This is a genomic window from Ollibium composti, assembly GCF_004801285.1.
In the GTDB taxonomy this organism is placed as follows: domain Bacteria; phylum Pseudomonadota; class Alphaproteobacteria; order Rhizobiales; family Rhizobiaceae; genus Mesorhizobium; species Mesorhizobium composti.
Window position 1 is genome coordinate 1 of sequence record NZ_SSNY01000016.1, and the last position, 22,954, is coordinate 22,954.

Consider the following 22,954-nt stretch of genomic DNA (forward strand, 5'->3'; position numbering starts at 1 on the left):
GCTCCCCTGCGGTTGTGGCCGGAGGGTGTACGGGCGACTTCGCCAAGCCTCGAACCGGATGGCCATCCGGTTCGAGGCTCAGTCGCTTTCCTCGCACAAATCCTGCCTGCGTGCAGATACAAGGGTGCCGCCCGAAGGGCGGTGGGAGGGGTCGTTGACCGTAGAGTGAGGGCTTTATAGCGATAAAGTCGGAGCGGTTGAGGTGACCCCTCCCGTCAGGCCTGTGGCCTGCCACCCTTCCCTCAAGGGGGAGGGATCAGCCGGCGCTACCGCCCTTCGCTGTCGCTCCGGGTGTTCGAAGCTCAAAAAGCCAAGCAATTGGCTTTTCATCCGATACGCGGACCGCTTCTCCCCCTCAAGGGGAAGTCGGCGCTACTCCGCCGCCACCTTGTCCTGCGTTCTGGTGTCGAAATCGGAAGCGTCGTGGCGCTCGCGAAGCTGGCTCGACGGATCACCGGAGGTGCGGTTGACCTTGCGGCCGCGCGTCACCGCAGGCCGGGCGAAGATCTGGTCGGCCCAGCGATTGACGTTCTTGTACTCGTGGGTGGATAGGAACGTCGCCGAATCGCCGTACTGCCAGCCCTTCACCAGGCCGCCGTACCAGGGCCAGATCGCCATGTCGGCGATGGTGTATTCGCTGCCGGCGATGAATTCGTTGTCGGCGAGGCGCCGGTCGAGCACGTCGAGCTGGCGCTTGGTCTCCATGGCGTAGCGGTCGATGGCGTATTTGATCTTCTCCGGCGCGTAGGCATAGAAATGGCCGAAGCCGCCGCCGAGGAAGGGGGCGGAGCCCATCTGCCAGAACAGCCACGACAGCGTCTCGGCGCGGGCCGGCTGCGAAGTCGGCAGGAAGGCGCCGAATTTTTCGGCCAGATGCATGAGGATCGCGCCGGATTCGAAGACGCGGATCGGCGTCGGCCCGCTGCGGTCGAGCAGCGCCGGGATCTTCGAGTTCGGGTTGACCTCGACGAAGCCGGAACCGAACTGGTCGCCGTCGCCGATCTGGATCAGCCAGGCGTCGTATTCCGCTTGCCTGTGGCCGGCCGCCAGCAGCTCCTCGAACATGATGGTGACCTTCTGGCCGTTCGGCGTGCCCAGCGAATAGAGCTGGAAGGGATGCTTGCCGACGGGCAGCACCTTCTCGTGCGTGGGGCCGGCGACCGGGCGGTTGATGTTGGCGAAGGTGCCGCCGTTGCCCTTTTCCCAGGTCCAGACTTTCGGCGGCATATAGGGGGTGTCGGTCATCGTGCGCTTTCTCCAGCGTGTGACGGAAGAAGTTCCACTGGGCAGATAGGTGGCGTCGGCGCTCTTCGCCACGTCGAGCGTTGCCAATCGACTGGTCCAGCGCGACCGCACCCGCGCGGTGTCGCCGGAGGCTCGGATCGCGAGAAAAAAACCTCGCACCCCCCCTGTCGCAGGCGGCCGGAGCGCTACCTTTCTATTGATCTCATACGAGAGGAGATTGCGATGAAACACCAGATCCCCGACGAGATCATCTCGACCGCCGAACTGATACCGATGATCGACAGGCCCGCGGCAAAGGATTTTGGCGCACGCCTGGACCTGTGGGCCGCCGCGCTTGAGCGCCATGCCGGCCCGCTGAGCGCGCTCTACCGGCTGGAATACCTGCAGCGCGCGGAGTTGCGGGCCTATCGCCGCGACAACACCCCGCTCGCCGTCGCCTTCGCCGACGAGTCCCTGCGCCGGGCCGGCCTTGCCGGCGACAGCCTCGGCGACATCATGGATTTCTTCGGCCTGAGCGAGGGCGCCGCGCACCGCCTGCTCTGTGACTGCCACTACAACGGCGCGATGACGGGAGCGCGGCTAGCCGCAAGCCTGCGGCGGCGGGCGTGGTGGTCACGGCGCCGCGCCGCCTTCGTCAGTGGTTTCCGAGGGCTGCTCGCCCGCGCGGCCTGAGGGGAGCGAACCGGCCGGCGACTTGCGGAAGGCGGATTACTCGGCGTCGGCCATGATCGAACCGCCGCCGCGCCAGGCGCGCCATTGGGATTCCGTGCCGTTGAAGACGTTGAGGTCGATGCGGCCGCTCACCCCATGCGACAGGCCGGAGCCGGAATACTGCCAGAACAGCCAGTCGCGGCCGGGATAGACCTTGGAAGGATGCCGGGCCACCGAGCGCAGCCAGAACGGATGGTTCGGGAAGGCGCCCCTCAGGTTGTCGGCATAGAAGTCCGGCGAGGTGTAGATGACCGGGCGCTGGCCGTAGTGGGCCTCGAGCTTGTCCATGAAGACCTGCATCTTCTCTAGCACCGTGGCGCGCGAGGGCCTGCGCTTGCAGGAGGACTGGTGGTTCCATTCCACGTCGATGACCGGCGGCAGCGCGCCGCGCACCCTCGGCACGTTGCGGATGAACCAGTCGGCCTGCTCGCCCGCCGTGCGGCACCAGTAGAAGAAATGATAGGCGCCGCGCGCAAGGCCCGCCTCGCCGGCGCCCTTCCAGTTGCGGCGGAACATCGGGTCGATGTGGTCGCCGCCGTCGGTCGCCTTGATATAGGCGAAGTTCGCGCCCTGCTCGCGCAGCTTCGACCAATCGATGTCGCCCTGCCAGCGCGAGACGTCGACGCCGTGGACGGCCAGCTTCTTCGGCGAATGGCGGCCGAAGTTGATCGGCTTGGCGTCACGGAAGCGGCGCTCGCGGATGCGGTGGTCCACGGCCGGTTTCGCCCGGTCGGCGGCGCGCACGGCCGGCTTGGGCGCGGGCATGACGGCGGCAAGGCTCACCGGCTGGGGAGTGTCGCCGACCAGCGCGTCGGGCTCCACGTCGGCGCCCATCTGAGGCATCGAGAAGGCAGCGTCAGCAACGGTCCGGCTTTCGACCGAGGCGACCTCGGCCTTCGGCTCGACCGCCCGCACGGGTGCGGCCGGACGCGAGATCGCGCTGGTGGTCTCCATCGACGGACCCGGCACGATATCCTCGATGCCGCGGCTGGACGTGCAACCGGCGGCAAGGCAAGCGAAAAGGACGGCAGCGAAGCCCGGCAGACGCATATCGAACCTGTACGCACAACAAAACAGATCGAACGACACCCATTCGCGGGCGGCGCCAAGGCAATTGCTAACGAGAAATTACCAACAAACCATAAATGCCTGAAAAATTGTCCGCGATGCCGGCCAGCCACAACCGGGAGGCGCGAGGCGGCACGCGGCCGTCACGCCGGCAAGGCGTGCCGCATCGCAGGTCTGAGGGGTATAGGAAAGCCGGCAAACGCCGGCAGCCGCATGGAAGCGGCGGTTCGTCCCGGCCGATCACAAGGCCGGGAGCCTGCGCGCTAGAGGCACAGACGTTGCATCAGGCAGGTCTTGATGACATGCGCCGGCGGGATGATCTCGCGCTCGGCGGCACGGTCGCGCGCCTGTTCCAGCAGGAGCCGGACGTCGTCCGCCTGCCAGCCATCGCGCGCCATTACAAGCTGGATCGTCGGATCGTCCAGCAACTCGTCCAGGGTTCTTGCGCCCTCGGTCATGAATAGACTCCTCGTCGGCCCGCCTCGACCCTTAGATAGGAAGACCATCGTGACACGCCAATGATCGTTTGGCGGCTATCTTGCGGCAAAGACAAGAAAAATGTGCTGCACCGCAGCACTGCGAACCCTCGTGGCCGCGCTTTTTTGCAGCCGCGAAGGGACGCAAAACGCTCAGGACAGGCTTTTCGCAAGCGTCTCCAGTTGCTCGGCGCAGATGCCCCAGCCCTCGTAGAAACCCATCTTCTCGTGCTGCTCGCGATCCTCGACCGTCCAGTGCCGAACGGTCGCGACATAGCGCGTGCGCCCCTCGCCCGCATCCTCGAGGGTGACGATGCCGACCATGAACGGCTTGCCGGACGGCTGCCAGGCCGACGTGAACGCATCGGTGAAAACGAGTTTCTCGTTCGACACGACGTCCAGATAGACACCGGGATTGGGGTACTCGTTGCCATTTGGGTCGGCCATGACGATCAGCGAAGAGCCGCCGGGGCGCACGTCCATCTCGGCACGCGGCACGCTCCAGGGTTTCGGCACGAACCATTGGGTAACGAGTTCAGGCTCCGTCCAGCAGCGCCAGATATTGGCGCGCGGCGCATCGATGATGCGAGCGAGCACCAGTTCACGGTCGGAGGAAGGGGCGATATCGATCGTGGCGGTCATCACAAGTCCTCGTGTTCGGTTTGGGCGTCTTAACCGCCTCAAGGACGGCCGCTCCTGGACGAAACCGACAGCAGCCCGTGAAATTCTTCGCGCCGAGGAAATTTCGCCGGGATGCCAGCGTCTTGGGGCAAGCTGCTCCGAAACCGATTCAATGCCGCCGGGCGTGGACCAGATAGGCGTCTATCGCCTCCTCGCCCAGCCATTTCATCGCCTCCAGCCGGTGCTGTCCTTCGACGAGAACAAAGCGCTTGCCGTCCTCGCGGACCTGGATCGGCGTCTTCAGGCCGTTTTCCACTATGTCTTCGGCGAGAGCGCGCACCGTTTCCGGATGCAGCAGCTTGCGGCGCGCCGTCGGCACGTAGATGTCGGCTATTCTGACCTTCTGGATCCGCAGCATCGTGCCTCCCTCGCAGCGTGGCCGTTACATATAGCGGCTTGCCATGGTTCGGCCAACCGAAGCCCGCGCGCTGGCCCGATGGGTTCGCTTGACGCCCGGCCCGCGCTTGGCCGAAATGACGGCGCATCGTTTCAGGATCACCATGACCGGCCTGCCGACAGAATTTCCGGATTTCGGGTTGACGCACGAGCAGCGCAGGCTCGCCGTACGCAGCCACTATTACGAGCGACCGGGCATGGACGGGACGCGCGGCGAGATCTGGTGCTACAGCGACCGCTTCTCCTACCGCCCCGGCGAGACGGTGCGGTTGCAGGTGAGTTCGACCGCGTCGCGATTCACGCTCGATATCGTGCGCGACAGCGGCAACGAATCGACCGTCTTGACGCAATCGGACATCGCGGCGCGCTGGCAGGACACGCCGGACGATTGCTCCGTCGAAGGCTGCGGCTGGGAGACGAGTTTCGAGTTTCACATCGGCGGAGACTGGCCGTCCGGCGGCTATCGGCTGACGCTGACGGCACAAGGCCGCGACGGTGAGCCGATCCGCTGCCACCATATCCTGATCGTGCTGCCGAAGCCGGGCCGCAAGCAGGGCCGTATCCTGCAAGTCGCGGCAACCGGCACATGGCTCGCCTACAACACCTGGGGCGGCTCGAACCATTACGAGGGCATCACCGGGCCGGAGCGCAATCAATATTCGCCGGTCGTGTCGACGCAGCGCCCATGGTGCCGCGGCTTTGTCGTAAAGCCAACCGACGCGCCGCGCGTGCCGCTGGAGGTGGCGATGCCGCCAGGCACCGTGCCGCGCTATCCGCATATGGAATGGGCCTACGCCACCGGCCATTCCAAGAAATACGCTTCGGCGGGCTGGGCCAGCTACGACAGCCATTTCTTCCGCTTCGCCGAACGCGCCGGCTATAAGGTCGATCTCGTCAGCCAGCACGACCTTCACTTCACCCCGGAAATCCTGCTCGACTACGACTGCGCCGTCTTCGTCGGCCATGACGAATACTGGACCTGGGAGATGCGCGACGCGGTCGACGCCTTTGTAGAGCAGGGCGGGCATGCGGCGCGCTTTGCCGGCAACTTCATGTGGCAGACGCGGCTGGAGGACGAGGGGCGAAAACAGGTCTGCTATAAATATCGTGCGCGCGCCGAAGACCCCGCCTATCGCGGCGGCGACGTGACGCGCGCCACGAACTCCTGGGAAGCGCCGGAAATCGGCCGTGCCGGCTGCAAGACGTTCGGCCTCAATGCCTCGAACGGCATCTACGCCGGCTGGGGCGGCTGCGCGCCGCGCGGCACGCGCGGCTTCCCCGTCTACCGGCCGCAGCACTGGGCCTTCGCCGGCACCGGGCTCTACTACGGCGACATACTGGGCGCCGAAAGCCACGTCTTCGGCTACGAGGTGGACGGGCTGGACTATGAAATCCGCCACGGCCTGCCCTACCCCAGCGCCACCAGCGGCGCGCCGGACGGGCTGGAGATATTGGCGCTCGGCATGGCCTGCCAAGTCGAGGAAAGTCCCGACGTGCCGCTGGAAGACCAGTTCTTCGGCGACGAGGACGGCCGCTTCGTCGCCGAGACGCTGCACGGCGAAGCGAGCGACGAAAACCTTGAGAAAGTGCGCTACTCCAACGGCATGATCGTCAATTTCAAGCGCGGCAAGGGCGAGGTCTTCCACGCCGGCACCTGCGAATGGGTGGCGGGGTTGTTGCGGCGTGACGCCATGGTGGAACAGGTGACGAAGAACGTGCTCGACCGTTATCTCGGCCGTTCGTGAACGAGGATCGAATGAACGTCCAGACCAAGCCCAACCTTTTCCATTTCACCCGCGCGCCGCGCCCGCTGATCGACCGGGCCGACGGCATCTACATGTGGGACGCTACCGGCAAGCGTTACATCGACGGCTCGTCGGGCGCGGTGAACGTCAATATCGGCCACGGCAACCGCACCGTCATCGACGCCATGAAGCGGCAAATGGATCGCGTCTCCTTCGCCTATACCATCCATTTCGAGAACCAGCCGGCGCTCGATCTGGCGCGCGACCTCGCCGCGCGCCTGCCCGGCCTCGACCGCATCTATTTCGTCTCCGGCGGCTCTGAGGCGGTGGAAGCCTGCCTGAAGTTGGCGCGGCAATGGGCGATCGCCACCGGCCAGCCCAACCGCTGGAAGATCATCGGGCGGATGCCGTCCTATCACGGCATCACCATCGGCTCGCTCGGCGTCACCGGCGACGCGGTTCTGACCCCCGCTTTCGAGCAAATGGGCCACGCCATGCCGCTGATCCCCGCGCCCGTCGTCCACCGCGACCGCGACAACCTATCGCTGGAACAGCGCGGCACACGCTACGCCGACATGCTGGAGGAAAAAATCCTCGCCGAAGGGCCGGAAAGCGTGCTGGCTTTCATCATGGAGCCGATCGGGGGTGCCGCGACCGCCGCTCTCGTGCCGCCGGACAGCTACTTCTCCCGCATTCGGGAAATCTGCGACAAGTACGGCATCCTGCTCATCCACGACGAGGTGATGACCGGAATCGGCCGCACCGGCGCCTTCCTCGGCGGCGACCATTGGGGTTGCAAACCGGATATCGTCTCGCTGTCGAAGGGCCTTTCCTCGGGCTACGCCCCACTCGGCGCGCTGGCGGCATCCGAACGCATCGTCGGCCCGGTGCTCGCCATGGGCGGTTTCCTGCACGGCCACACCTATGGCGCCAATCCTGTTGCCTGCGCGGCCGGCGGCGCTGTGCTGGCCGAAACCGACCGGCTTGGCCTGATCGACAACGCCGCGGCCATGGGCGAAGTCCTGAAAGCCGAACTGGAAGGCCTGTCGGCCCGCTTCCCCTTCGTCGCCGACATACGCGGCAAGGGCCTGCTCACCGGCGCTGAACTGTATGCCGATCCGGTCGCCAAGGTGCCGTTGCCGCGCGAGTTGAACGCCAATGTGCGCCTGATCGACCTCGCCTTCGAGCGCGGGCTGATCGTCTATTCGCGCCGCGTGAAGGGCGGGCCGGAAAGCGACAACTTCATGGTCGCCCCGCCGCTGATCGTGACACGCGAGCAGATCGGCGAGATCATGGGCCTGCTCGGCGACACGCTTGAGGCGCTGGCGGCCGAACTCGACCTTCCGGTCAATCACTGACCAAGGCAACCGCTGAGGGACAAATGGCGTCAGCACCGCGCAAAGTCATCATCACCTGCGCCGTCACAGGTTCAGTGCACACGCCGACCATGTCGCCGCACCTGCCGGTGACTCCGGACCAGATCGCATCGGACGCCATAGCGGCCGCCGAGGCCGGCGCCTCGATCCTGCACCTGCACGCCCGCGACCCGGAAAACGGCCGGCCGACCGCCGACCCCGCCGTGTTCATGCAGTTTTTGCCGCGCATCAAGCAGGCGACCGACGCGGTGGTGAACATAACCACCGGCGGCTCCTCGCTGATGACGCTGGAGGAGCGGCTGGCCGCACCCTTGCAGGCACAGCCGGAAATGTGCTCGCTCAACATGGGCTCGATGAATTTCGGCCTGTTTCCCATGCTCGACCGGCCGCGCGAGTGGCAGCACGAGTGGGAACCGAAGCTGCTTGAGGCCACGCGCCACACCATCTTCAAGAACACTTTTGCCGACATGGAGACGATCCTGGACAAACTCGGCAAAGGCTGCGGCACGCGCTTCGAGTTCGAGTGCTACGACGTCGGCCACCTCTATTCGCTGGCGCATTTCCGCGACCGCAAGCTGGTCGAGGGGCCGCTGTTCATCCAGTTCGTGCTGGGCATCCTCGGCGGCATCGGCGCCGATCCGGAAAACCTCATGCACATGAAGCGCATCGCCGACAAACTGTTCGGCGCCGACTACCGCTTCTCGGTGCTGGCCGCCGGTAGGGCGCAGATGCCGCTGATTTCGATGGCCGCAGCCATGGGCGGCAACGTGCGCGTCGGGCTGGAGGATTCGCTCTACAACGGCCGGGGACTGGCGAAGTCCAATGCCGACCAGGTCAAACGCATCCGCGGCATAATCGAAGGCCTGTCGCTGGAGGTCGCGACGCCGACCGAAGCGCGGGAGATGCTGGCGCTGAAGGGCGGCGACCGGGTGGCGTTTTGACCGGCCTCATCATCCGCCCTGCCCGACTGGACGACGCAGACGACATCCATGCCGCTCTCGTCGGTATCGCCGAGACGGTCGGCGAACTGCACAAAATGACGAGCACGCCGGACGACATCCGTCGCGACGGCTTCGGCCGGCATGCCCGTTTCCACACGTTGATCGCGGAAATCGATTCAAGTTTTGCCGGCATGTGCCTGTATTTCCCCATCTATTCCACATGGAGGGGGCAGCCGGGCGCCTACGTGCAGGACCTTTTCGTCAACAAGGACTTTCGCGGCTTGCGGATCGGCGAACGGCTGCTCAGGCATCTGGCGCGCGCGGTTCGCGACCAAGGGGGCGGCTACATCGAATTGCAGGTGGATGCCGGTAACGTTAGGGCGCAACGCTTCTACCAGCGCATCGGCATGGAGCGGGACGCCGACCATGTCTACCAGTTCATGGGCGAGTCGCTGACGGTCTTTGCCGGCAACCAGGATGACGAGGAGACCACATGAAAGCCTTCTACGCCGCCGAGCAGAAACGGCACGACCCGAAGATGTTCCTGTCCAGCGGCGCACAGCAGCCGAATCCGGAGCAGCCGGAACGCGTCGAGCGGCTGCTTTCCGGCGCCAAGGCGGCCGGCTGCACGGTCGAGCGGCCGCGCAATCATGGGCTTGGTCCAGTGGCGGCGGTGCATACGCCGGAATATCTCGATTTCCTCGAGCACATCTTCGTCCGCTGGCAGCGCATCGAGGGTGCATCCCAGGAGGTCATCCCCAATATCCATCCGCTGGCGCGCGACGGCGCCTATCCGGCCTCGGCGGTCGGCCAGGCCGGCTACCACATGGCCGACACCGCCTGCCCGATATCGGCCGAGACCTGGGACAGCGTACTGTGGAGCGCCTGGAGCGCCGTGGAAGCCGCCGAAGCCGTGATGGGTGGCGCGCCTTCCGCCTATGCGCTGTGCCGTCCGCCCGGCCACCATGCCTTCGCCGACCTCGCAGGCGGCTTCTGCTTCGTCAACAATTCGGCGGTCGCGGCGCAGGCGCTGCGCAAACAAGCGGCGCGGGTAGCGATCCTCGACGTCGACCTGCATCACGGCAACGGCACGCAGGGCATCTTCTATGCGCGGGGCGACGTGCTGACAGTGTCGCTCCACGCCGATCCGGTGCGTTTTTACCCCTTCTTCTGGGGCCACGCCGACGAGCGTGGCGAAGGACCGGGCCTCGGCTACAACCTCAACCTGCCGCTGGCGCGGAAATCCGGCGACGCTGCCTTCCTCGAAGCGCTCGAACCCGCCTTCCGACGCATCAGGGCCTTCGCACCGGAGGCGCTGGTGGTGGCGCTGGGGCTGGATGCCTTCGAGGGCGATCCGTTCGGCGGCCTGTCCGTCTCGACACCGGGCTTTTCGCGCATCGGCGAGGCTATCGCCGGCCTCGGCCTGCCGACGGTGATCGTGCAGGAAGGCGGCTATCTGTGCGACGAACTCGGCGACAACCTGACGGCGTTCCTGACGGGGTTCGGCGGGAAGCACCGGGTGGGGTGACGCTTTCCTTTCATCCATCAGCGCCGCCCCTCACCTGCCTGCCGGCATCCTCTCCCCGTAAACGGGGCGAGGAGGGATGGCTGCGCCCTTGCCGCTCGTTCTCCATCGTTGAAAATTGGCGGAAGCGGCGGTGACAGCGCGCCTCTCCCCGTTTACGGGGAGAGGATGCCGGCAGGCAGATGAGGGGCGGCGTAGACGTTGGGAAAGCGAGCGCTAGTACCGATCACCGTTGCTTCACGGACAGGGATTTCCCACCCTTTGGTGCACGGCGTCCACCGCCGTCTGCATCTCGTCGGTCCACTTGACGTCGATGGCCGACAGCGCGGTTTCCAGCTGGCCGAGCGTGGTCGCGCCGACGATGCTTGAGGTCAGGAACGGCCGGTTGAGCACGAAGGCGGCGGCGAAGGAGGCCGGATCGAGCCCGAAAGACCGCGCCAGCGTGTTGTATTCGAGCTGCACCTCGGCGGCATTGGGCGTCTCGTAGCGCTGGCCGCGATTGAAGAGCTGCGTGCGCGACCCTTGCGGGCGGGCGCCATGATCGTACTTGCCGGTGAGATAGCCCTGCCCCAGCGGCGAATAGACCAGCAGCGACACATCCTCGCGCTCGCACACTTCCGCCAGGTTCACCTCGAAGGTGCGGTTCAGGAGATTGTAGGCGTTCTGGATCGAGGCGACACGCGGGCCGACGCCCTTCTCGGCTTCGAACAGGAAGCGCATGACGCCCCATGAGCTTTCGTTCGACAGGCCGAAATGCCGGATCTTGCCCGCCTTCACCAGTTCGTCGAAGACGGCCAGCGTCTCGGCCACGGGCGTTTCCGGATCCGGCACCGCCGCCGCGTCCGCCCGGCGCGGAGCGCCGACGCGGGTCGGATTGGAGCCCCAGGGAATATCGCGATCCGGCCAGTGGATCTGGTAGAGGTCGAGATGGTCGGTCTGCAGCTTCGCCAGCGACTTTTCCACGGCGTCGACAATATCGGCGCGCACCAGCTTTGAAGGACGATCGCCGCGGAACCATTCGTTGGCGGTGCGGCCGACGACCTTGGAGGCCAGCACCACCTTGTCGCGGTTGCCCTTGGCCTTCATCCAGGTGCCGATGATTTTCTCGGTGCGCCCCTGAGTCTCCGCCTTCGGAGGAATGGGATAGAGTTCGGCCGTATCGATGAAGTTGACGCCACGCTCGAAGGCCATGTCCATCTGGGCGTGGCCCTCGGCCTCGGTGTTCTGCTGGCCCCAGGTCATCGAACCCAGGCAGATGCGCGACACAAGAAGGTTCGTGCGGCCGAGACGGCGTTTTTCCATGTCGGGACTCCAATGAAGGGGTCGCACCGATTCAGGCGCGGGAGAGCCCGGCAAAATAGGCAAGAACGCCGCGATCTCCAAGCCCTGCATGCCGCCGGGCCTGCCTGTCAGCGCCCGGTGCCCGTCTTGCGCTGTGCATCGTCGATCAGCATGTTCGCCACCTGCATGCGGATCATCGCCCGCTGGCGCAGATGCGGCGCCACCCGGTCGGGATGGTTGGCGAAGGCGAAGCTGCGGCGCAGTCGCGAAAGGTCGAGCTCGGTAGCCGGCCGGTCGAGGCCCAATTCTGCGGCGATCGCGTCGGGGTCGATGGGCGGCAGCACCTCCTGCGGCAAAGGCTGCTCGTCGGCCAAAGCCGCCCTCGCCTGCTCGAGCAAGGCAGCGAACTCGGCCGCCATGTCGGCGCCTGTCTCGCGATACTCCGCCGCGACGGCCTCGCCGGCAACCCGGATGCGGCCGGAATGCAGTTCATCGGCCACCGCCAGATAATCGAAGGGAATAGACGGCTTGGCGCCCGCCTCCTCGGCCGCGTCGGACGCGGCGAAAAGGTCGTCGAGCAGCGAGGCGAAATCCCGCTTGGCTCCGATAGCGATGGCGACCTCCCCGAAAAGATACGCGAACTTGCCGGCAGCATAGCGGCGGCTCGTTAAAAATGATTGCCCCCGATCGACGGCAATTTAGCCGATATCGGGCTTCGGGCGAGGGGCCGCACAAGGCGACGGGAAAAATTGCCGCACATGGCGATAATGCGAATGCTGCACTGCACAAATCACCATGAATCACCTATATGCGTCTCGGGAGGACCAACTGGAGAGCCTGACCATGGGGTTCTTGACCGAGATGTTCTCCCGCCCGCGCCCGACGGAGCAGTCGCGCTATCGTGCAGCGCTCGCCATTGCTGATACAATCAACAATTCCGACCGCATCGGGACGGCTGCCAAGCCGATCGACTTCCGGCGCATCGCCTGCGAAATGGCGATGCGCTGAGGTTTGGGGCACCTTGCCCTGGCGGCTCGCTCAATGTCCGCGAATGAACAGCACCTTGCCGAGCGGCACGCCGTTGTGGCGCAGGATGTCGTAGGCGGTGGTGACGTGGAAATAGAAGTTCGGCGTGGCGTAGTTGAACAGGTATTGCAGACCGGGCATGGCCATGTCGCGGCCGCCGACCTTCAGGTTGATTGTCCGTTCCTCCGACCCTTGCAGATCCGCCGCCGAGAAGGTCGCCAGATGGTCGAGCGTCTTTGCGATACGGGCCTGGAGGTCGGCAAAGCTCGCCTCGCTGTCCTCGAATTTCGGCACCTCGCGGCCGGCCAGCCGTGACGGCGCGCCTTTGGCGTGGTCGGTGGCGATCTGTACCTGCCGCGTCAGCGTGAACATATCCGGCGCCAGCCGCGCGTTCAGGAACACCGACGGATCGATCTTGCGTTCGGTCGCGTTCTGCTCACCCGCCGCCAGAACTCCGCCCAGCGCCTTCAGCCGCGCCTGGAACACCGCCACGGACGCATCGTACATCGAGATAGGCACGTCATTTCTCCTTGCTGTTGTCGTGACGAACTAACGCCGCGCCCGGCGATTCCACAAGCGCCACGGCAGCGCCGCATTCGGTGCTAGCATTCGTCCAGACAAGGGGAGATTCGTCATGAAGAACGCCCTGATCGCGGCGGCCCTCACCGTCGCCTGCTGCGGCCAGGCCGCAATGGCTGCGGACGGCCCTTATCTGGACGACCGTTCCAGCCCGGAAGCGGTGGTGCGCTCGCTCTACAACGCCATCGACCGGCACGACTATGCCCGCGCCTGGAGCTATTTCGGCGAGGTCAAGCCGGCCAAGGATTTCGACAGCTTCGCCAAGGGCTACGAGAACACCGACAGTATCGAACTCAGGGTCGGCAGCATCTCGGAGGAAGGGGCCGCGGGCTCCATCTACTACGGCGTCCCCGTCGCCATCCTCGCGACGGACAAGAAGGGCGAGCAAAGGGTCTTTGCCGGCTGTTACACGCTGAGACAGGTCAACGCCGATCAGGAACCCCCGTTCAATCCCATCCATATCGACAAGGGTGAATTGAAACCTTCAACGGCCGCACTGGACGAGGCCGTGCCGGAAAGCTGCGGCGACGGCCCGCCACCGCCGAAGAAGGACGCTGTGCTCGAACAGGCCAAGAAGGCATTCCTCACCGCCTATGGCGACCAGTGCGACAAGGAAACGCCGGAGCACAAGCCGATCAGCGAGCCGGCAGCCTATTCCATCCACTACAAGGACAAGGACGCGGCGGAGGGAGAGCCGGACCGCGAGGCGCGGCTGTTCCGCTTCTATTGCCACATGGCAGCCTACAACGAGAGCGCCGTCTACTACGTGGCCGACGCCGTCACAGGGGTGCGGCAATTGCAGTTCGCCGTGCCGGAACTCGACATCCGCTACGAGAACGACGACCACGAGGGCAAGGTGGACTCGATCACCGTCACCGGCTTCCAGACCGAGGACACGGCGATCAATTCCGCCTACGACGAGGCGACCCGGACCATCTCGACGCATGCCCTGTGGCGCGGCGTGGGCGATGCCTCGTCCGCCGGCACCTACCTGTTCCGCAACGGCCGGTTCGCACTGGTGCAATACGACGTGGACGCCTCCTACGACGGCGAGGCCAACCCCGAGACGGTGGTGGACTACAACACGCCGCCTTGAGCGCAGCCTATTTGGCCAGCGACAGCATCCAGTTCAGCGTCTCGCGCCAGTCGGTCATGCGGATCGGCGTGCCGTGCGTGCCCGTCTCGAAGCGTACGAAGCGCGTGGGATAACCCGGCGCCTTCGCCAGGATCGAGCGGAAGAAGGCTTCCTGATTCTGGATTGGAAAGACCGGGTCCTTGCTGCCCTGACCGAAGAAGACCGGGATGCAGCGCTTGAAGGCGGGGCTTGAGAAAAAACTCTCGTCCCACAACGAACCGAGCAGCAGCAGGCCGTTCACGCGCGCGCCGGTGTCCTTGCGGCCGGCCAGCTTCCAGCACAGCGCCCCGCCCATCGAGCCGCAGGCAACGTAGATTTTGGCCTGCGGCGACTGCTCGGCATAGTGCCCGATCAGCGCCGCCACCTGCGCGGCGCCGGTATCGCCGAAATCGGAAAAATCCGGCGACAGGTAAAGCCCGCCATTCGCCGCCATCAGGTTCTTGATGCGGTTGAAGTTGCCGCCGAAGGTGAAATCGTCGACGCCCTGCCGGCGCGAACCGCCCTGCCCGTGCAGGTAAAGCACGATGATCGAAGCCCCTTCGGTCTTGCCGACGGCGAAATGGCGGATCGATCCGGCATCGGTCTTCAGCACGAGATCGCGCTGGATCGAGCGGACGCCGAGCGAGACGTACTGGGAGTGAACGCGCTTTTCCGGCACCTCGTCGCGGCCGTTGATGTCGCGCATCTCGCGGTAGTCGATCACGCGGTAGAGATCGCCCTTTTCGGACGCGAGCTGCGCCGGATAGGCGAACAGATCGTCCTTGTAAGGTTTCAGGGCCTGGGCCGAGGCGGGCGCAACGAGGGCGAACAGCGCGAACGCAGCCAGAAGGGTTTTGGGGAGCGAAAACGGCGAAACCATCCTGCAGGCTTGCTTGCTTCGCCGCGGCCTTGTCAACAGCCGGCGATCAATCCTGAAGCACGCCGCCGGCGATTTCCAACGCCTCGCGCGTATCGACGTCGATGGCGGCACCGGCACCGATGTCGATATCCAGCACCTCCACACCGCCATTCTCGACGAGATGGCGGGCGCCCGTGTCGCCTTCTAGATGTGTCACCGCCTCGAACAACGTCTTCGGCAGAAGCACGGGATTGCCGCGCTTACCCTCATGGGCGGCACGCACGACGGCCCGGTCGCCGGACTTGTGGAACGCCTCGATCAGCCGGTCGAGATCGGCGGCGGATATGCCCGGCATGTCGCCCAGCACCACCAGCGCGCCGGCCGCGGAGGCCGGCAACGCTCCGATGCCGGCCTTCAGCGAGGTGGACAGGCCCTCGGCGAAGGCCGGATTATCGGCAAAGGCGACGGGCAAACCGTCCAGCGCCGCCTTCACCCGCTCGCTTTGGTGGCCGGTTACGACGATGACGCTTTTCGCCTTGGAGGCCAGCGCGCGCTCGACCGTGCGGCGTACCAGCGGCTTGCCGTCGAACAGCGCCATCAGCTTGTTTGGCCCGCCCATGCGGCTGGAGCGGCCGGCGGCCAGAACGACAGCGGTTACCGTACCGGCGGCTGGGGCCGGCGCGGGTTCGCGCGGCTGCGGCCGGGTGGGGATTTCCATCAGGAGACCGCCGACGCCCATGCCGGCGATATCCTCCTTGGTCACGCCGATGCCGGAGACGATGCGGTCCAGCACCCAGTCGAAGCCGTTCAGTCGCGCGCTACGGGCACAGCCCGGCGCGCCGAGCACCGGCTTGCCGTTGCGCTCGCCGAGCACGAACAGGTTGCCCGGGTCGACCGGCATACCGGAGCGGAAGACGGTGCCGCCGGAAGACTGGATCGCCGCCGGGATGACGTCCTCGTCGGGATCGCTCATCGCCGAGGCGCCGAACACCAGCACCATGTCGCTGTCGTCGGCGAGGTCGCGGATCGCCTGCGCCACCTCCGGCGCGGCGTGCGAGGTGCGGATCTCGCCGGACACGGTGCTGCCGGTGCGGCTCAGGCGCTCCTCGGTGACGCGCAGTGTCTTGTCGAGCACGCTCGCCTTGATCGAGGGCAGAACCGTCTGCACCACGCCCACCCGCATCGGCCGGTAGGCGTGCATGGCGAACGCCTCGCGCGTGGCGGCCAGCGCCAGCACTTTTTGCAGCGTCGCTTCCGGCACCGCGAAGGGAATGATCTTGATCGTTGCCACCATCTGGCCCTCGACCATCGGCGCGAAGGCCGGCATGGTGGCCAGCGTGATGTCAGGATCGACAAGGTTGATGGCATCGACCAGCGGCTTGTCCACGGCGAAGATGCCGGTTCGTGTCGCGTGTAAATTCACCCGGCCGGTCGCCGCCGGTCGCGCCTCGATGCCGGAAAAGCGGAGCGCCGCCGCGATGCGGGTGGCCGCCTCGTTTTCCTCGACGTCGTCGGGTGCCAGCGTGGCGACGATGATCTCGTTGAACCCGGCATTGCGCAGGGTTGCCACATCCTCGACGGAAAGCAGCCGCGCCTTCCTGAAGCGCGCCGGCCCGGCGACGGTCGAATGCGCAAGGATCGCGCCCTCGGCTTCCTCCAGCGGAACAGGACCGAATTTCACGCCGCTGCGTCCTTCGCTTCAAGGCCGCGGGTGCGGAAGGCGCGGATGATCTGGGCGAGCACCGCAACGGCGATCTCGGCGGGGCTGGCGGCGCCGATGTCGATACCGATCGGCGCGTGGATACGGCCGATCTCGTCGGCGCTGGCACCCAGCGCCAGCAGGCGCTCGACGCGCTTGGCATGCGTCTTTCGGCTGCCCAGCGCGCCGACATAGAAGCAACCGGCGTCCAGTGCCGCCTTCAGCGCGAAATCGTCGATCTTGGGATCATGGGTGACGGCGGCGAGCGCCGTATAGCTGTCCAGCGGGCGGCGGGCGAGCACGTCCTGCGGCCATTCCGCATCCAGCGCGATGTCCGGGAACCGCTCGGCAGTGGCGAAGGCGGTGCGCGGGTCGATGACCTCGACTGGGAAGCCGGCGACCTTCGCCATCGGCGCCAGCGCCTGACTGATATGGACGGCGCCAATCACCACCAGACGCGGGCTGGGCAGATGCACATTGAGGAAGAGCTTTTTCCCGTCCGCCTCGACGGAGTCGGACCTGCCGGTCCGGAACACCTGACGCACGGCGTCGGCCAGTTCGCCGCCGACCGTATCGTTTTCATGGAGCAAACGGCTGGAGCCGTCATCGAGATCGGTGACCAGCACGGCGGCACGGCGGGCACGGCGGTCGGCATTCAGCTCCCTGAGCGCGGAAAGGTCCATGGGTCAGGCCAGGCGCTCGACATAGACCTTGATGCGGCCGCCACAGGAAAGACCGACGCGCCAGGCGGTCTCGTCGGCGACGCCGAATTCCAGCATGCGAGGCTTTCGGCTCTCCAGCACGTCCATCGCCTCGGTCACCACCGCGCCTTCGACGCAGCCGCCGGAAACGGACCCATGGAAATTGCCTTCGGCGTCGATGACCAGATGGGAGCCTACAGGGCGCGGCGCCGAGCCCCATGTCTCGACCACCGTGGCGAGCGCAACGTCCCTGCCCTCGCCGACCCAATTTTCCGCGATCTGCAACGGGTCGCGGATTTCATCGATTTGCGCTGGGTTGTCCATGACGGAACCTCCTTGCATGCTCGATGGCGGGCATCCCTCGCATCGGGGCATCGTTATATATGGCTACGCAACACGACCGCTTGCAACCCCCGACTTTTGTGCCAGATGCCCCAGCCAGCGGCGCGGATCGACATGGGCGGCGGTGCGGCTGTCGAGCGACGCGACGAGGTCGGCCAGCGCGTCGAGATTGTGCACGGGGCGGAACTCGTCGACATGCGGCAGCATGGCCCTGACCCCCCTGGCGCGCGCCTCGAAACCGTCGAACCGCAGCAGCGGATTCAGCCAGATCAGCCGGCGGCAGGATTTGTGCAGCCGCTCCATCTCCTCGGCGAGGTTGCCGATGTCGTCGCGCTCCAGCCCGTCGGTGATGAGCAGCACGACGGCACCCTGCCCGAGCACGCGGCGCGACCACAGCCGGTTGAACTCGCCGAGCGCCTCGCCGATCCGGGTGCCGCCGGACCAGTCCTGGACGGCGGCCGAGCAGTCGGCCAGCGCCTGATCGGGGTCGCGATGGCGCATCTGGCGCGTCAGGTTGGTCAGCCGCGTGCCGAAGACGAAGGCGTGGACGCGGCGGCGCTTTTCGCTGAGCGCGTGCAGGAAATGCAGGAAGATGCGCGTGTACTGGCTCATCGAGCCGGAAATGTCGGCCAGCACGACCAATGGCGGATGCACTTCGCGCCGGGAGCGGAATTTCGGCAGGATCAGCCCGCCACCGGTGCGGCTCGCCACCCGCATCATGGCGCGCGGATCGATGCGGCTGCCTTGGCGGTCAGGCCGGAAGCGGCGCGTCTCCACGCGGTCGAACGGCAGCTTCAGCTCGGTGATGGCGCGGCGTGCGTCCATCAGCTCCTCGGCGCTCATCTGGGCGAAATCCTTGCCGCGCAGCATCTCGTTGCCGGAGACGGTGAACCGCGCGTCGATCTCGATCTCGGGCACTTCGCTAAGCGGCTGGCTCTTGTCGTGGCCCTCGAACAGCGCCCGGCTGACGCGATGCTCCGCCGCGCGCGGCTTCGCTTTCTCGCGGTTGTCGGGCGCGACCGGCGAGAACATCGCCAGCATCTTCTCGATCAGCTCGCGCGACTTCCAGAACAGCCGGAACGCCTCGTCGAAGGTGGCGTGGTCCTCGCGGCGCGAGACGAGCACCGAATGCAGCGTCCAGTAGAAATCGTCGCGGCTGCCGATGCCGGCCGCCAGCACCGCCTCGATGGCGTCCTTGACCGAAGCCGGACCGACCCGCAAACCCGCCTTGCGCAAGGCACGGGCGAAATAGACGATGTTGTCGGCCATGCGGCCTTCGGAGGTCGCCTGCTTGGGATTTTCGGCCATCGTTGCGGGCTTCATACCCCCCCTAACTCCTCCCCGCAAGGAGGAGGGGAAGCTGCCGCATACCCGCTCCCCCTCCTCCTTGCGGGGAGGGGTTAGGGGTGGGGGTCTTTTCAAGCAAAGCCGGCACGCACCGCCCCTACTCCGCGGCCGCCAGTTCGGCCTTCACCTCGTCGAGGATACGCTTGCCTTCGCCCTGGCCGATGCGGGCGATGTCGTCCTGGTATTTCAACAACACGCCGATGGTGTCCGACACCGTCTCGGGGTCCAGCGCCACCTTGTCCAGCTCGGTCAGCGCACCGGCCCAGTCGATCGTCTCGGCGACGCCCGGCGCCTTGAATAGTTCGATCTGCCTCAGCCGCTGCACGAAGGCCACAACTTCGGCCGACAACCGCCGGTTGGCGCCCGGCACCTTGCGGCCGACGATCTCCAGTTCGCGCTCAGCGTCCGGATAATCCACCCAGTGGTAGAGGCAGCGGCGCTTCAGCGCGTCGTGGATCTCGCGCGTCCGGTTGGTGGTGATGATGACGATGGGCGGCTCTTCCGCCTTGATGGTGCCCAGCTCCGGCACGGTGACCTGGAAATCGGACAGGATTTCCAAAAGATACGCCTCGAACGCCTCGTCGGTACGGTCGAGTTCGTCGATGAGGAAGACGGGCGCGGCACCGGTCTTGCCGGTCAGCGCATCGAGCACCGGGCGACGGATCAGGTATTTTTCGGAAAAGACGTTCTTCTCCATGGCCGAGCGCTCGACCTTGCCCGCCGCTTCCTCCATGCGGATCTCGATCATCTGGGCGGCGTAGTTCCACTCGTAGACGGCCGACGAGACGTCCAGCCCCTCGTAGCATTGCAGGCGGATGAGCCGGCGCCCCAGCGCCGAAGCCAGCACCTTGGCGATCTCGGTCTTGCCGACGCCGGCCTCGCCTTCGAGGAACAGCGGCCGCTGCATGCGCAACGACAGGAACAGCACCGTCGCCAGCGCGCGGTCGGCGACGTAGTCGGCCCCGGTCAGCAGGTCGAGCGTTTCATCGATCGTCCCCGGCAAGGGACGCGGGACAGGTGAAGTCAATTTGTGCTCCGTGCCTGCGGCCGGGCACGTCACAGGATATGATAGCCGCGGTCGTGATAGATCAGCGGATGCAGGTTATCGCCGAGGCGCAGGCCTGTCACCTTGCCAAAAAGCACACGATGCGTGGCCATGTCCTTGGCCTCGACCAGTTCGCAGTCGAAGACGGCCAGCGCATCCTTCAGCGCCGGTGCGCCGGTGGAGATGACGTCCCACTCGGCCAGCGCGAAACGCTCTTCGGGCGACAGGCCGGTCTGGCCGGAAAAGCCGGCCGCCAGATCGTGGTGATGCGAGGCCAGCGTGTTGAGCGCAAAGCGGCCGTTGGCGGCGAAAGGCTCGTTGCGCGGGTTCTCGCGGTTGAGGCAGGCCAGCACCATGGGCGGCGAATCCGACACCGAACAGGCAGCGATCACGGTCGTGCCGCGCCGGCCGGCGGGGCCGTCGGTGGTGATGACGTGCACATGGCCGGCAAAATGGCTCATGGCATCGCGATAGGCCTGAGGCCCTATGTCGTTCATCTTCAGCACGATTGAATTCCGTCGCCTGTTCCCGCCACGCTGACCCCGGATGGCATGGCCTATTCCGCATGTATGAGTGAACACCATAGGCTGCAAGGAAGCGTTAAGGCGGCTTGTGGCCTTTTCGCGAGTTGCGAAGCCAGGGGCAGGCCTATACGACTGGCGCGGAAAACCGGCCTCAGCCGGCGAAGGGAATCTTTTCTGACAGGTATGCGCATAATCGCCGCCAGCCTTGCCGTCGCTGCCGCTCTCGCCTGGAGCGGTCCTGCGGGCGCGCAGGAACTTGCCATCGGCGTGGCAGCGCCCTTGTCGGGACCCTCCGCTCCGTTGGGCCGCCAGGTCGAGGCCGGCGCCGCTGTCGTCGCCAGGGCGCTGGGGGTGCAGGTCAGCACCGCCGACGACGCCTGCACGGCGGAAGGCGGAGCGGCGGCGGCCAAGCAGTTCGCGGCCGAAAAGGTTGCCGCCGTCGTCGGCTTCCTGTGCACGGAATCGATCGAGGCCGCCCTGCCCGTCCTCAAGGACGCCGGCATTCCGGTCATCACCGTCGGTGTACGCACCGAAAGCCTCACCGACCGGCGCGAAAAGACCGGTTGGTCGGTGTTCCGGCTGGCGCCGCGCGGCGACGACGAGCGCAACGCGGCCGCCACGATCCTGACGAGACTCTGGCGCGCGCAGCCCTTCGCCATCGTCGACGACGGCACCATCTACGGCCGCGAACTGGCCGAGACGGTGCGCAACGCGGCCGAGCAGGCGGCGCTGAAACCCGTCTTCATCGACACCTACCGACCCGACATGGACAACCAGATCGGCCTTGCCGGCCGGCTGAAGAAGGCGGGGGCCGAACAGGTTTTCGTCGGCGGCGACGGCGACGACGTTGCGATCCTCGGGCGCGACGCGGCCAAGCTGGACGCCGGCATCACCGTCGCCGGGGGCGAGGCGCTGCGCGCCGCCCCGTCCGACGTGCCCTATGTAGACGGCACGCTGATGATCGCCGAGCCCGAATGGGCCGATATTGCCGATGGTGATACGCTCGCGGCCTTCAGCGCCGCCGGCGTCATCCCGGAAGGCTATGCCCTGCCCGTCTATGCCACCGTGCAGATCGTCAAGGCGGCGGCGGCGCAGGCTGCCGGACGCCCCTTGGCCGATGTGCTCGGCGGCCAGGATTTCGCCACCGCCATCGGGTCGATCCGTTTCGACGCCAAGGGCGACCTGACGCAGAACCCCTACCGCGCCTTTCGCTTCGAAGGCGGGGCTTTTGTGCCGTTGCCGCAACCGGAAAATCAGTAATGTTCCGCACCGGGCCGAAGAACCTCATCACCGACGTCGCGGGCCTCAAGGTCGGCAACGCCGAGGACGCCAGGCTGAAATCCGGTGTCACCGCCGTTCTGTGCGAGACGACGGCCGTCGCTTCCGTGCAGGTTCTCGGCGGCGCGCCGGGCACGCGCGAAACCGACCTTCTGGAGCCGCACAACACGGTGGAAGCCGTCAACGCCGTGGTGCTTTCGGGTGGGTCTGCGTTCGGCCTCGACGCCGCCTCCGGCGTGCAGGCGGCCTTGCGGGAAAAGGGCATAGGCTTCGAGGTCGGCGGCCACCACATCCCCATCGTGCCGGCGGCGATCCTGTTCGACCTCATCAACGGCGGCGACAAGGACTGGGGCCGCTACCCGCCCTATCGCGAACTCGGCTATGCGGCCGTGCAAGCCGCCGCTGCCGACTTTTCGCTGGGCAGCGCCGGCGCCGGGACCGGCGCGCTGGTGGCCGGCCTGAAAGGCGGCCTCGGCTCGGCCTCGACGGCGTTGGCCAGCGGCATAACCCTCGGCGCGCTGGTCGCCGTCAACGCGGTCGGTTCGGCAACGGTCGGATCGAGCCGGCACTTCTGGGCAGCGCCCTTCGAGATCGGCACGGAGTTCGGCGGGCTTGGCCTGCCGGCGGCGCAGCCGGAAGACGCCACGGCGATCCGGCTGAAAATCCGCCAGGAGATGGCCAACACCACCATCGCGGTCATCGCCACCGACGCGGTGCTGACCAAGGCGGCCGCCAAGCGGCTGGCGATTTCGGCGCATGACGGCTTCGCGCGGGCGCTGTGGCCGGCGCACACGCCGATGGACGGCGACCTCGTCTTTGCGTTGGCGACGGGGGCCAGCGGCATCGCCCCCTCGCCCGACCAAGCGATCGACCTCTATGCCGCCGCCGGCGCAACCATGGCGAGGGCCATCGCACGCGGCGTCTTCGCCGCCACGCCGGCTTCCGGCGACCTCACGCCGACGTGGTCGCAGCGCCACGGCTGACCGCCGTTCGGC

26 protein-coding genes are annotated in these 22,954 nt (G+C 66.2%); 11 read left to right on the forward strand and 15 right to left on the reverse strand.

Annotation, left to right across the window (positions count from 1 at the left end):
• Positions 1–372: 372 nt before the first annotated feature.
• Positions 373–1,245 (reverse strand): glutathione-dependent disulfide-bond oxidoreductase, encoded by an 873-nt coding sequence (gene yghU / locus E6C48_RS20580; RefSeq protein WP_136360152.1) that lies wholly within the window; start codon positions 1,243–1,245, stop codon positions 373–375.
• Between the two features lie 222 nt (positions 1,246–1,467).
• On the opposite strand from yghU, the gene E6C48_RS20585 reads away from it, so the two are divergent.
• On the forward strand, positions 1,468–1,917 hold the full coding sequence (locus tag E6C48_RS20585) for a hypothetical protein (protein WP_136360069.1): 450 nt from the start codon (positions 1,468–1,470) through the stop codon (positions 1,915–1,917).
• 36 nt (positions 1,918–1,953) lie between these two features.
• Here the strand turns inward: E6C48_RS20585 and E6C48_RS20590 are convergent, their stop codons facing one another.
• The 4 genes from E6C48_RS20590 to E6C48_RS20605 form a co-directional block, all read right to left on the reverse strand.
• Entirely contained in the window at positions 1,954–3,006 is a 1,053-nt protein-coding gene (locus E6C48_RS20590; protein WP_136360070.1) for a glycoside hydrolase family 25 protein, read from the reverse strand.
• 281 nt (positions 3,007–3,287) lie between these two features.
• Positions 3,288–3,482 (reverse strand): hypothetical protein, encoded by a 195-nt coding sequence (locus E6C48_RS20595; RefSeq protein ID WP_136360071.1) that lies wholly within the window; start codon positions 3,480–3,482, stop codon positions 3,288–3,290.
• A gap of 171 nt (positions 3,483–3,653) precedes the next feature.
• The gene (locus tag E6C48_RS20600) at positions 3,654–4,142 is read right to left on the reverse strand and encodes an SRPBCC family protein (RefSeq protein WP_136360072.1); all 489 of its coding nucleotides are present in this window, start codon (positions 4,140–4,142) and stop codon (positions 3,654–3,656) included.
• Positions 4,143–4,290: 148 nt separating this feature from the next.
• Positions 4,291–4,539 (reverse strand): ParB N-terminal domain-containing protein, encoded by a 249-nt coding sequence (locus E6C48_RS20605; protein ID WP_136360073.1) that lies wholly within the window; start codon positions 4,537–4,539, stop codon positions 4,291–4,293.
• Positions 4,540–4,681: 142 nt separating this feature from the next.
• Between E6C48_RS20605 and E6C48_RS20610 the strand changes: the two genes are divergently transcribed.
• From E6C48_RS20610 to E6C48_RS20630, 5 genes are read left to right on the forward strand one after another with little or no spacing between them, the layout of a single operon-like run.
• Positions 4,682–6,322 carry a N,N-dimethylformamidase beta subunit family domain-containing protein gene (locus E6C48_RS20610; protein ID WP_136360074.1) on the forward strand — a complete coding sequence of 547 codons (1,641 nt, stop codon included), beginning with the start codon at positions 4,682–4,684 and terminating at the stop codon, positions 6,320–6,322.
• A gap of 11 nt (positions 6,323–6,333) precedes the next feature.
• On the forward strand, positions 6,334–7,680 hold the full coding sequence (locus E6C48_RS20615; RefSeq protein WP_136360075.1) for an aminotransferase family protein: 1,347 nt from the start codon (positions 6,334–6,336) through the stop codon (positions 7,678–7,680).
• Positions 7,681–7,703: 23 nt separating this feature from the next.
• Positions 7,704–8,639 (forward strand): BKACE family enzyme, encoded by a 936-nt coding sequence (locus E6C48_RS20620; RefSeq protein ID WP_136360076.1) that lies wholly within the window; start codon positions 7,704–7,706, stop codon positions 8,637–8,639.
• Positions 8,636–9,136 carry a GNAT family N-acetyltransferase gene (locus tag E6C48_RS20625; protein WP_168734605.1) on the forward strand — a complete coding sequence of 167 codons (501 nt, stop codon included), beginning with the start codon at positions 8,636–8,638 and terminating at the stop codon, positions 9,134–9,136. Before E6C48_RS20620 ends, E6C48_RS20625 begins: the two co-directional genes overlap by 4 nt.
• Positions 9,133–10,167, forward strand: coding sequence for a histone deacetylase family protein (locus E6C48_RS20630; RefSeq protein WP_136360077.1), 1,035 nt, complete (start codon positions 9,133–9,135; stop codon positions 10,165–10,167). Before E6C48_RS20625 ends, E6C48_RS20630 begins: the two co-directional genes overlap by 4 nt.
• Positions 10,168–10,401: 234 nt before the next feature.
• Here the strand turns inward: E6C48_RS20630 and E6C48_RS20635 are convergent, their stop codons facing one another.
• Positions 10,402–11,466 (reverse strand): aldo/keto reductase, encoded by a 1,065-nt coding sequence (locus tag E6C48_RS20635; protein WP_136360078.1) that lies wholly within the window; start codon positions 11,464–11,466, stop codon positions 10,402–10,404.
• A gap of 107 nt (positions 11,467–11,573) precedes the next feature.
• Positions 11,574–11,945, reverse strand: coding sequence for a hypothetical protein (locus E6C48_RS20640; protein ID WP_330998651.1), 372 nt, complete (start codon positions 11,943–11,945; stop codon positions 11,574–11,576).
• Here E6C48_RS20640 and E6C48_RS22920 point away from each other — a divergent pair.
• Both E6C48_RS22920 and E6C48_RS22660 read left to right on the forward strand, forming a co-directional pair.
• Positions 11,928–12,116, forward strand: coding sequence for a hypothetical protein (locus tag E6C48_RS22920; RefSeq protein ID WP_230978891.1), 189 nt, complete (start codon positions 11,928–11,930; stop codon positions 12,114–12,116). The genes E6C48_RS20640 and E6C48_RS22920 overlap by 18 nt on opposite strands.
• A 172-nt stretch (positions 12,117–12,288) precedes the next feature.
• Positions 12,289–12,453, forward strand: a complete 165-nt coding sequence (locus tag E6C48_RS22660; protein WP_168734606.1) for a hypothetical protein — start codon at positions 12,289–12,291, stop codon at positions 12,451–12,453.
• Between the two features lie 30 nt (positions 12,454–12,483).
• Here the strand turns inward: E6C48_RS22660 and E6C48_RS20645 are convergent, their stop codons facing one another.
• Complete coding sequence (locus E6C48_RS20645) at positions 12,484–12,990, reverse strand: DUF1993 domain-containing protein (protein ID WP_136360080.1); 507 nt, start codon at positions 12,988–12,990, stop codon at positions 12,484–12,486.
• A 115-nt stretch (positions 12,991–13,105) separates the two neighbouring features.
• On the opposite strand from E6C48_RS20645, the gene E6C48_RS20650 reads away from it, so the two are divergent.
• On the forward strand, positions 13,106–14,146 hold the full coding sequence (locus E6C48_RS20650) for a DUF1176 domain-containing protein (RefSeq protein ID WP_136360081.1): 1,041 nt from the start codon (positions 13,106–13,108) through the stop codon (positions 14,144–14,146).
• A 7-nt stretch (positions 14,147–14,153) separates the two neighbouring features.
• Here the strand turns inward: E6C48_RS20650 and E6C48_RS20655 are convergent, their stop codons facing one another.
• The 7 genes from E6C48_RS20655 to E6C48_RS20685 all read right to left on the reverse strand — a co-directional run bounded on the left by E6C48_RS20655 (position 14,154) and on the right by E6C48_RS20685 (position 20,663).
• Positions 14,154–15,044 (reverse strand): alpha/beta hydrolase, encoded by an 891-nt coding sequence (locus E6C48_RS20655; RefSeq protein ID WP_136360082.1) that lies wholly within the window; start codon positions 15,042–15,044, stop codon positions 14,154–14,156.
• A 46-nt stretch (positions 15,045–15,090) separates the two neighbouring features.
• The gene (locus tag E6C48_RS20660) at positions 15,091–16,704 is read right to left on the reverse strand and encodes an NTP transferase domain-containing protein (RefSeq protein WP_136360083.1); all 1,614 of its coding nucleotides are present in this window, start codon (positions 16,702–16,704) and stop codon (positions 15,091–15,093) included.
• The gene (locus tag E6C48_RS20665) at positions 16,701–17,405 is read right to left on the reverse strand and encodes an XdhC family protein (RefSeq protein WP_136360084.1); all 705 of its coding nucleotides are present in this window, start codon (positions 17,403–17,405) and stop codon (positions 16,701–16,703) included. The genes E6C48_RS20660 and E6C48_RS20665 overlap by 4 nt, the downstream gene beginning before the upstream one ends.
• A 3-nt stretch (positions 17,406–17,408) precedes the next feature.
• Complete coding sequence (locus tag E6C48_RS20670) at positions 17,409–17,747, reverse strand: XdhC family protein (RefSeq protein WP_136360085.1); 339 nt, start codon at positions 17,745–17,747, stop codon at positions 17,409–17,411.
• Between the two features lie 63 nt (positions 17,748–17,810).
• Positions 17,811–19,088, reverse strand: a complete 1,278-nt coding sequence (locus E6C48_RS20675; protein ID WP_230978892.1) for a vWA domain-containing protein — start codon at positions 19,086–19,088, stop codon at positions 17,811–17,813.
• A gap of 121 nt (positions 19,089–19,209) precedes the next feature.
• On the reverse strand, positions 19,210–20,139 hold the full coding sequence (locus E6C48_RS20680) for an AAA family ATPase (protein WP_136360086.1): 930 nt from the start codon (positions 20,137–20,139) through the stop codon (positions 19,210–19,212).
• Positions 20,140–20,168: 29 nt separating this feature from the next.
• Entirely contained in the window at positions 20,169–20,663 is a 495-nt protein-coding gene (locus tag E6C48_RS20685) for a flavin reductase (RefSeq protein ID WP_136360087.1), read from the reverse strand.
• A gap of 201 nt (positions 20,664–20,864) precedes the next feature.
• On the opposite strand from E6C48_RS20685, the gene E6C48_RS20690 reads away from it, so the two are divergent.
• Together E6C48_RS20690 and E6C48_RS20695 are read left to right on the forward strand one after the other, a co-directional pair.
• Positions 20,865–21,941, forward strand: coding sequence for a branched-chain amino acid ABC transporter substrate-binding protein (locus E6C48_RS20690; RefSeq protein ID WP_136360088.1), 1,077 nt, complete (start codon positions 20,865–20,867; stop codon positions 21,939–21,941).
• Positions 21,941–22,942, forward strand: coding sequence for a P1 family peptidase (locus E6C48_RS20695; RefSeq protein WP_136360089.1), 1,002 nt, complete (start codon positions 21,941–21,943; stop codon positions 22,940–22,942). The genes E6C48_RS20690 and E6C48_RS20695 overlap by 1 nt, the downstream gene beginning before the upstream one ends.
• Positions 22,943–22,954: the final 12 nt, after the last annotated feature.

Bases quoted from the DNA above. Each gene is read 5' to 3' on its own strand.
- E6C48_RS20590 (WP_136360070.1), bottom strand. From the start codon at position 3,006: ATGCGTCTGCCGGGCTTCGCTGCCGTCCTTTTCGCTTGCCTTGCCGCC.
- E6C48_RS20650 (WP_136360081.1), top strand. From the start codon at position 13,106: ATGAAGAACGCCCTGATCGCGGCGGCCCTCACCGTCGCCTGCTGCGGC.
- E6C48_RS20615 (WP_136360075.1), top strand. From the start codon at position 6,334: ATGAACGTCCAGACCAAGCCCAACCTTTTCCATTTCACCCGCGCGCCG.
- E6C48_RS20600 (WP_136360072.1), bottom strand. From the start codon at position 4,142: ATGACCGCCACGATCGATATCGCCCCTTCCTCCGACCGTGAACTGGTG.
- E6C48_RS20670 (WP_136360085.1), bottom strand. From the start codon at position 17,747: ATGGACAACCCAGCGCAAATCGATGAAATCCGCGACCCGTTGCAGATC.
- E6C48_RS20605 (WP_136360073.1), bottom strand. From the start codon at position 4,539: ATGCTGCGGATCCAGAAGGTCAGAATAGCCGACATCTACGTGCCGACG.
- E6C48_RS20690 (WP_136360088.1), top strand. From the start codon at position 20,865: ATGCGCATAATCGCCGCCAGCCTTGCCGTCGCTGCCGCTCTCGCCTGG.
- E6C48_RS20620 (WP_136360076.1), top strand. From the start codon at position 7,704: ATGGCGTCAGCACCGCGCAAAGTCATCATCACCTGCGCCGTCACAGGT.
- E6C48_RS20630 (WP_136360077.1), top strand. From the start codon at position 9,133: ATGAAAGCCTTCTACGCCGCCGAGCAGAAACGGCACGACCCGAAGATG.
- E6C48_RS22920 (WP_230978891.1), top strand. From the start codon at position 11,928: ATGCAGTTCATCGGCCACCGCCAGATAATCGAAGGGAATAGACGGCTT.
- yghU (WP_136360152.1), bottom strand. From the start codon at position 1,245: ATGACCGACACCCCCTATATGCCGCCGAAAGTCTGGACCTGGGAAAAG.
- E6C48_RS20655 (WP_136360082.1), bottom strand. From the start codon at position 15,044: ATGGTTTCGCCGTTTTCGCTCCCCAAAACCCTTCTGGCTGCGTTCGCG.
- E6C48_RS20675 (WP_230978892.1), bottom strand. From the start codon at position 19,088: ATGAAGCCCGCAACGATGGCCGAAAATCCCAAGCAGGCGACCTCCGAA.
- E6C48_RS20635 (WP_136360078.1), bottom strand. From the start codon at position 11,466: ATGGAAAAACGCCGTCTCGGCCGCACGAACCTTCTTGTGTCGCGCATC.
- E6C48_RS20585 (WP_136360069.1), top strand. From the start codon at position 1,468: ATGAAACACCAGATCCCCGACGAGATCATCTCGACCGCCGAACTGATA.
- E6C48_RS22660 (WP_168734606.1), top strand. From the start codon at position 12,289: ATGGGGTTCTTGACCGAGATGTTCTCCCGCCCGCGCCCGACGGAGCAG.
- E6C48_RS20665 (WP_136360084.1), bottom strand. From the start codon at position 17,405: ATGGACCTTTCCGCGCTCAGGGAGCTGAATGCCGACCGCCGTGCCCGC.
- E6C48_RS20610 (WP_136360074.1), top strand. From the start codon at position 4,682: ATGACCGGCCTGCCGACAGAATTTCCGGATTTCGGGTTGACGCACGAG.
- E6C48_RS20595 (WP_136360071.1), bottom strand. From the start codon at position 3,482: ATGACCGAGGGCGCAAGAACCCTGGACGAGTTGCTGGACGATCCGACG.
- E6C48_RS20695 (WP_136360089.1), top strand. From the start codon at position 21,941: ATGTTCCGCACCGGGCCGAAGAACCTCATCACCGACGTCGCGGGCCTC.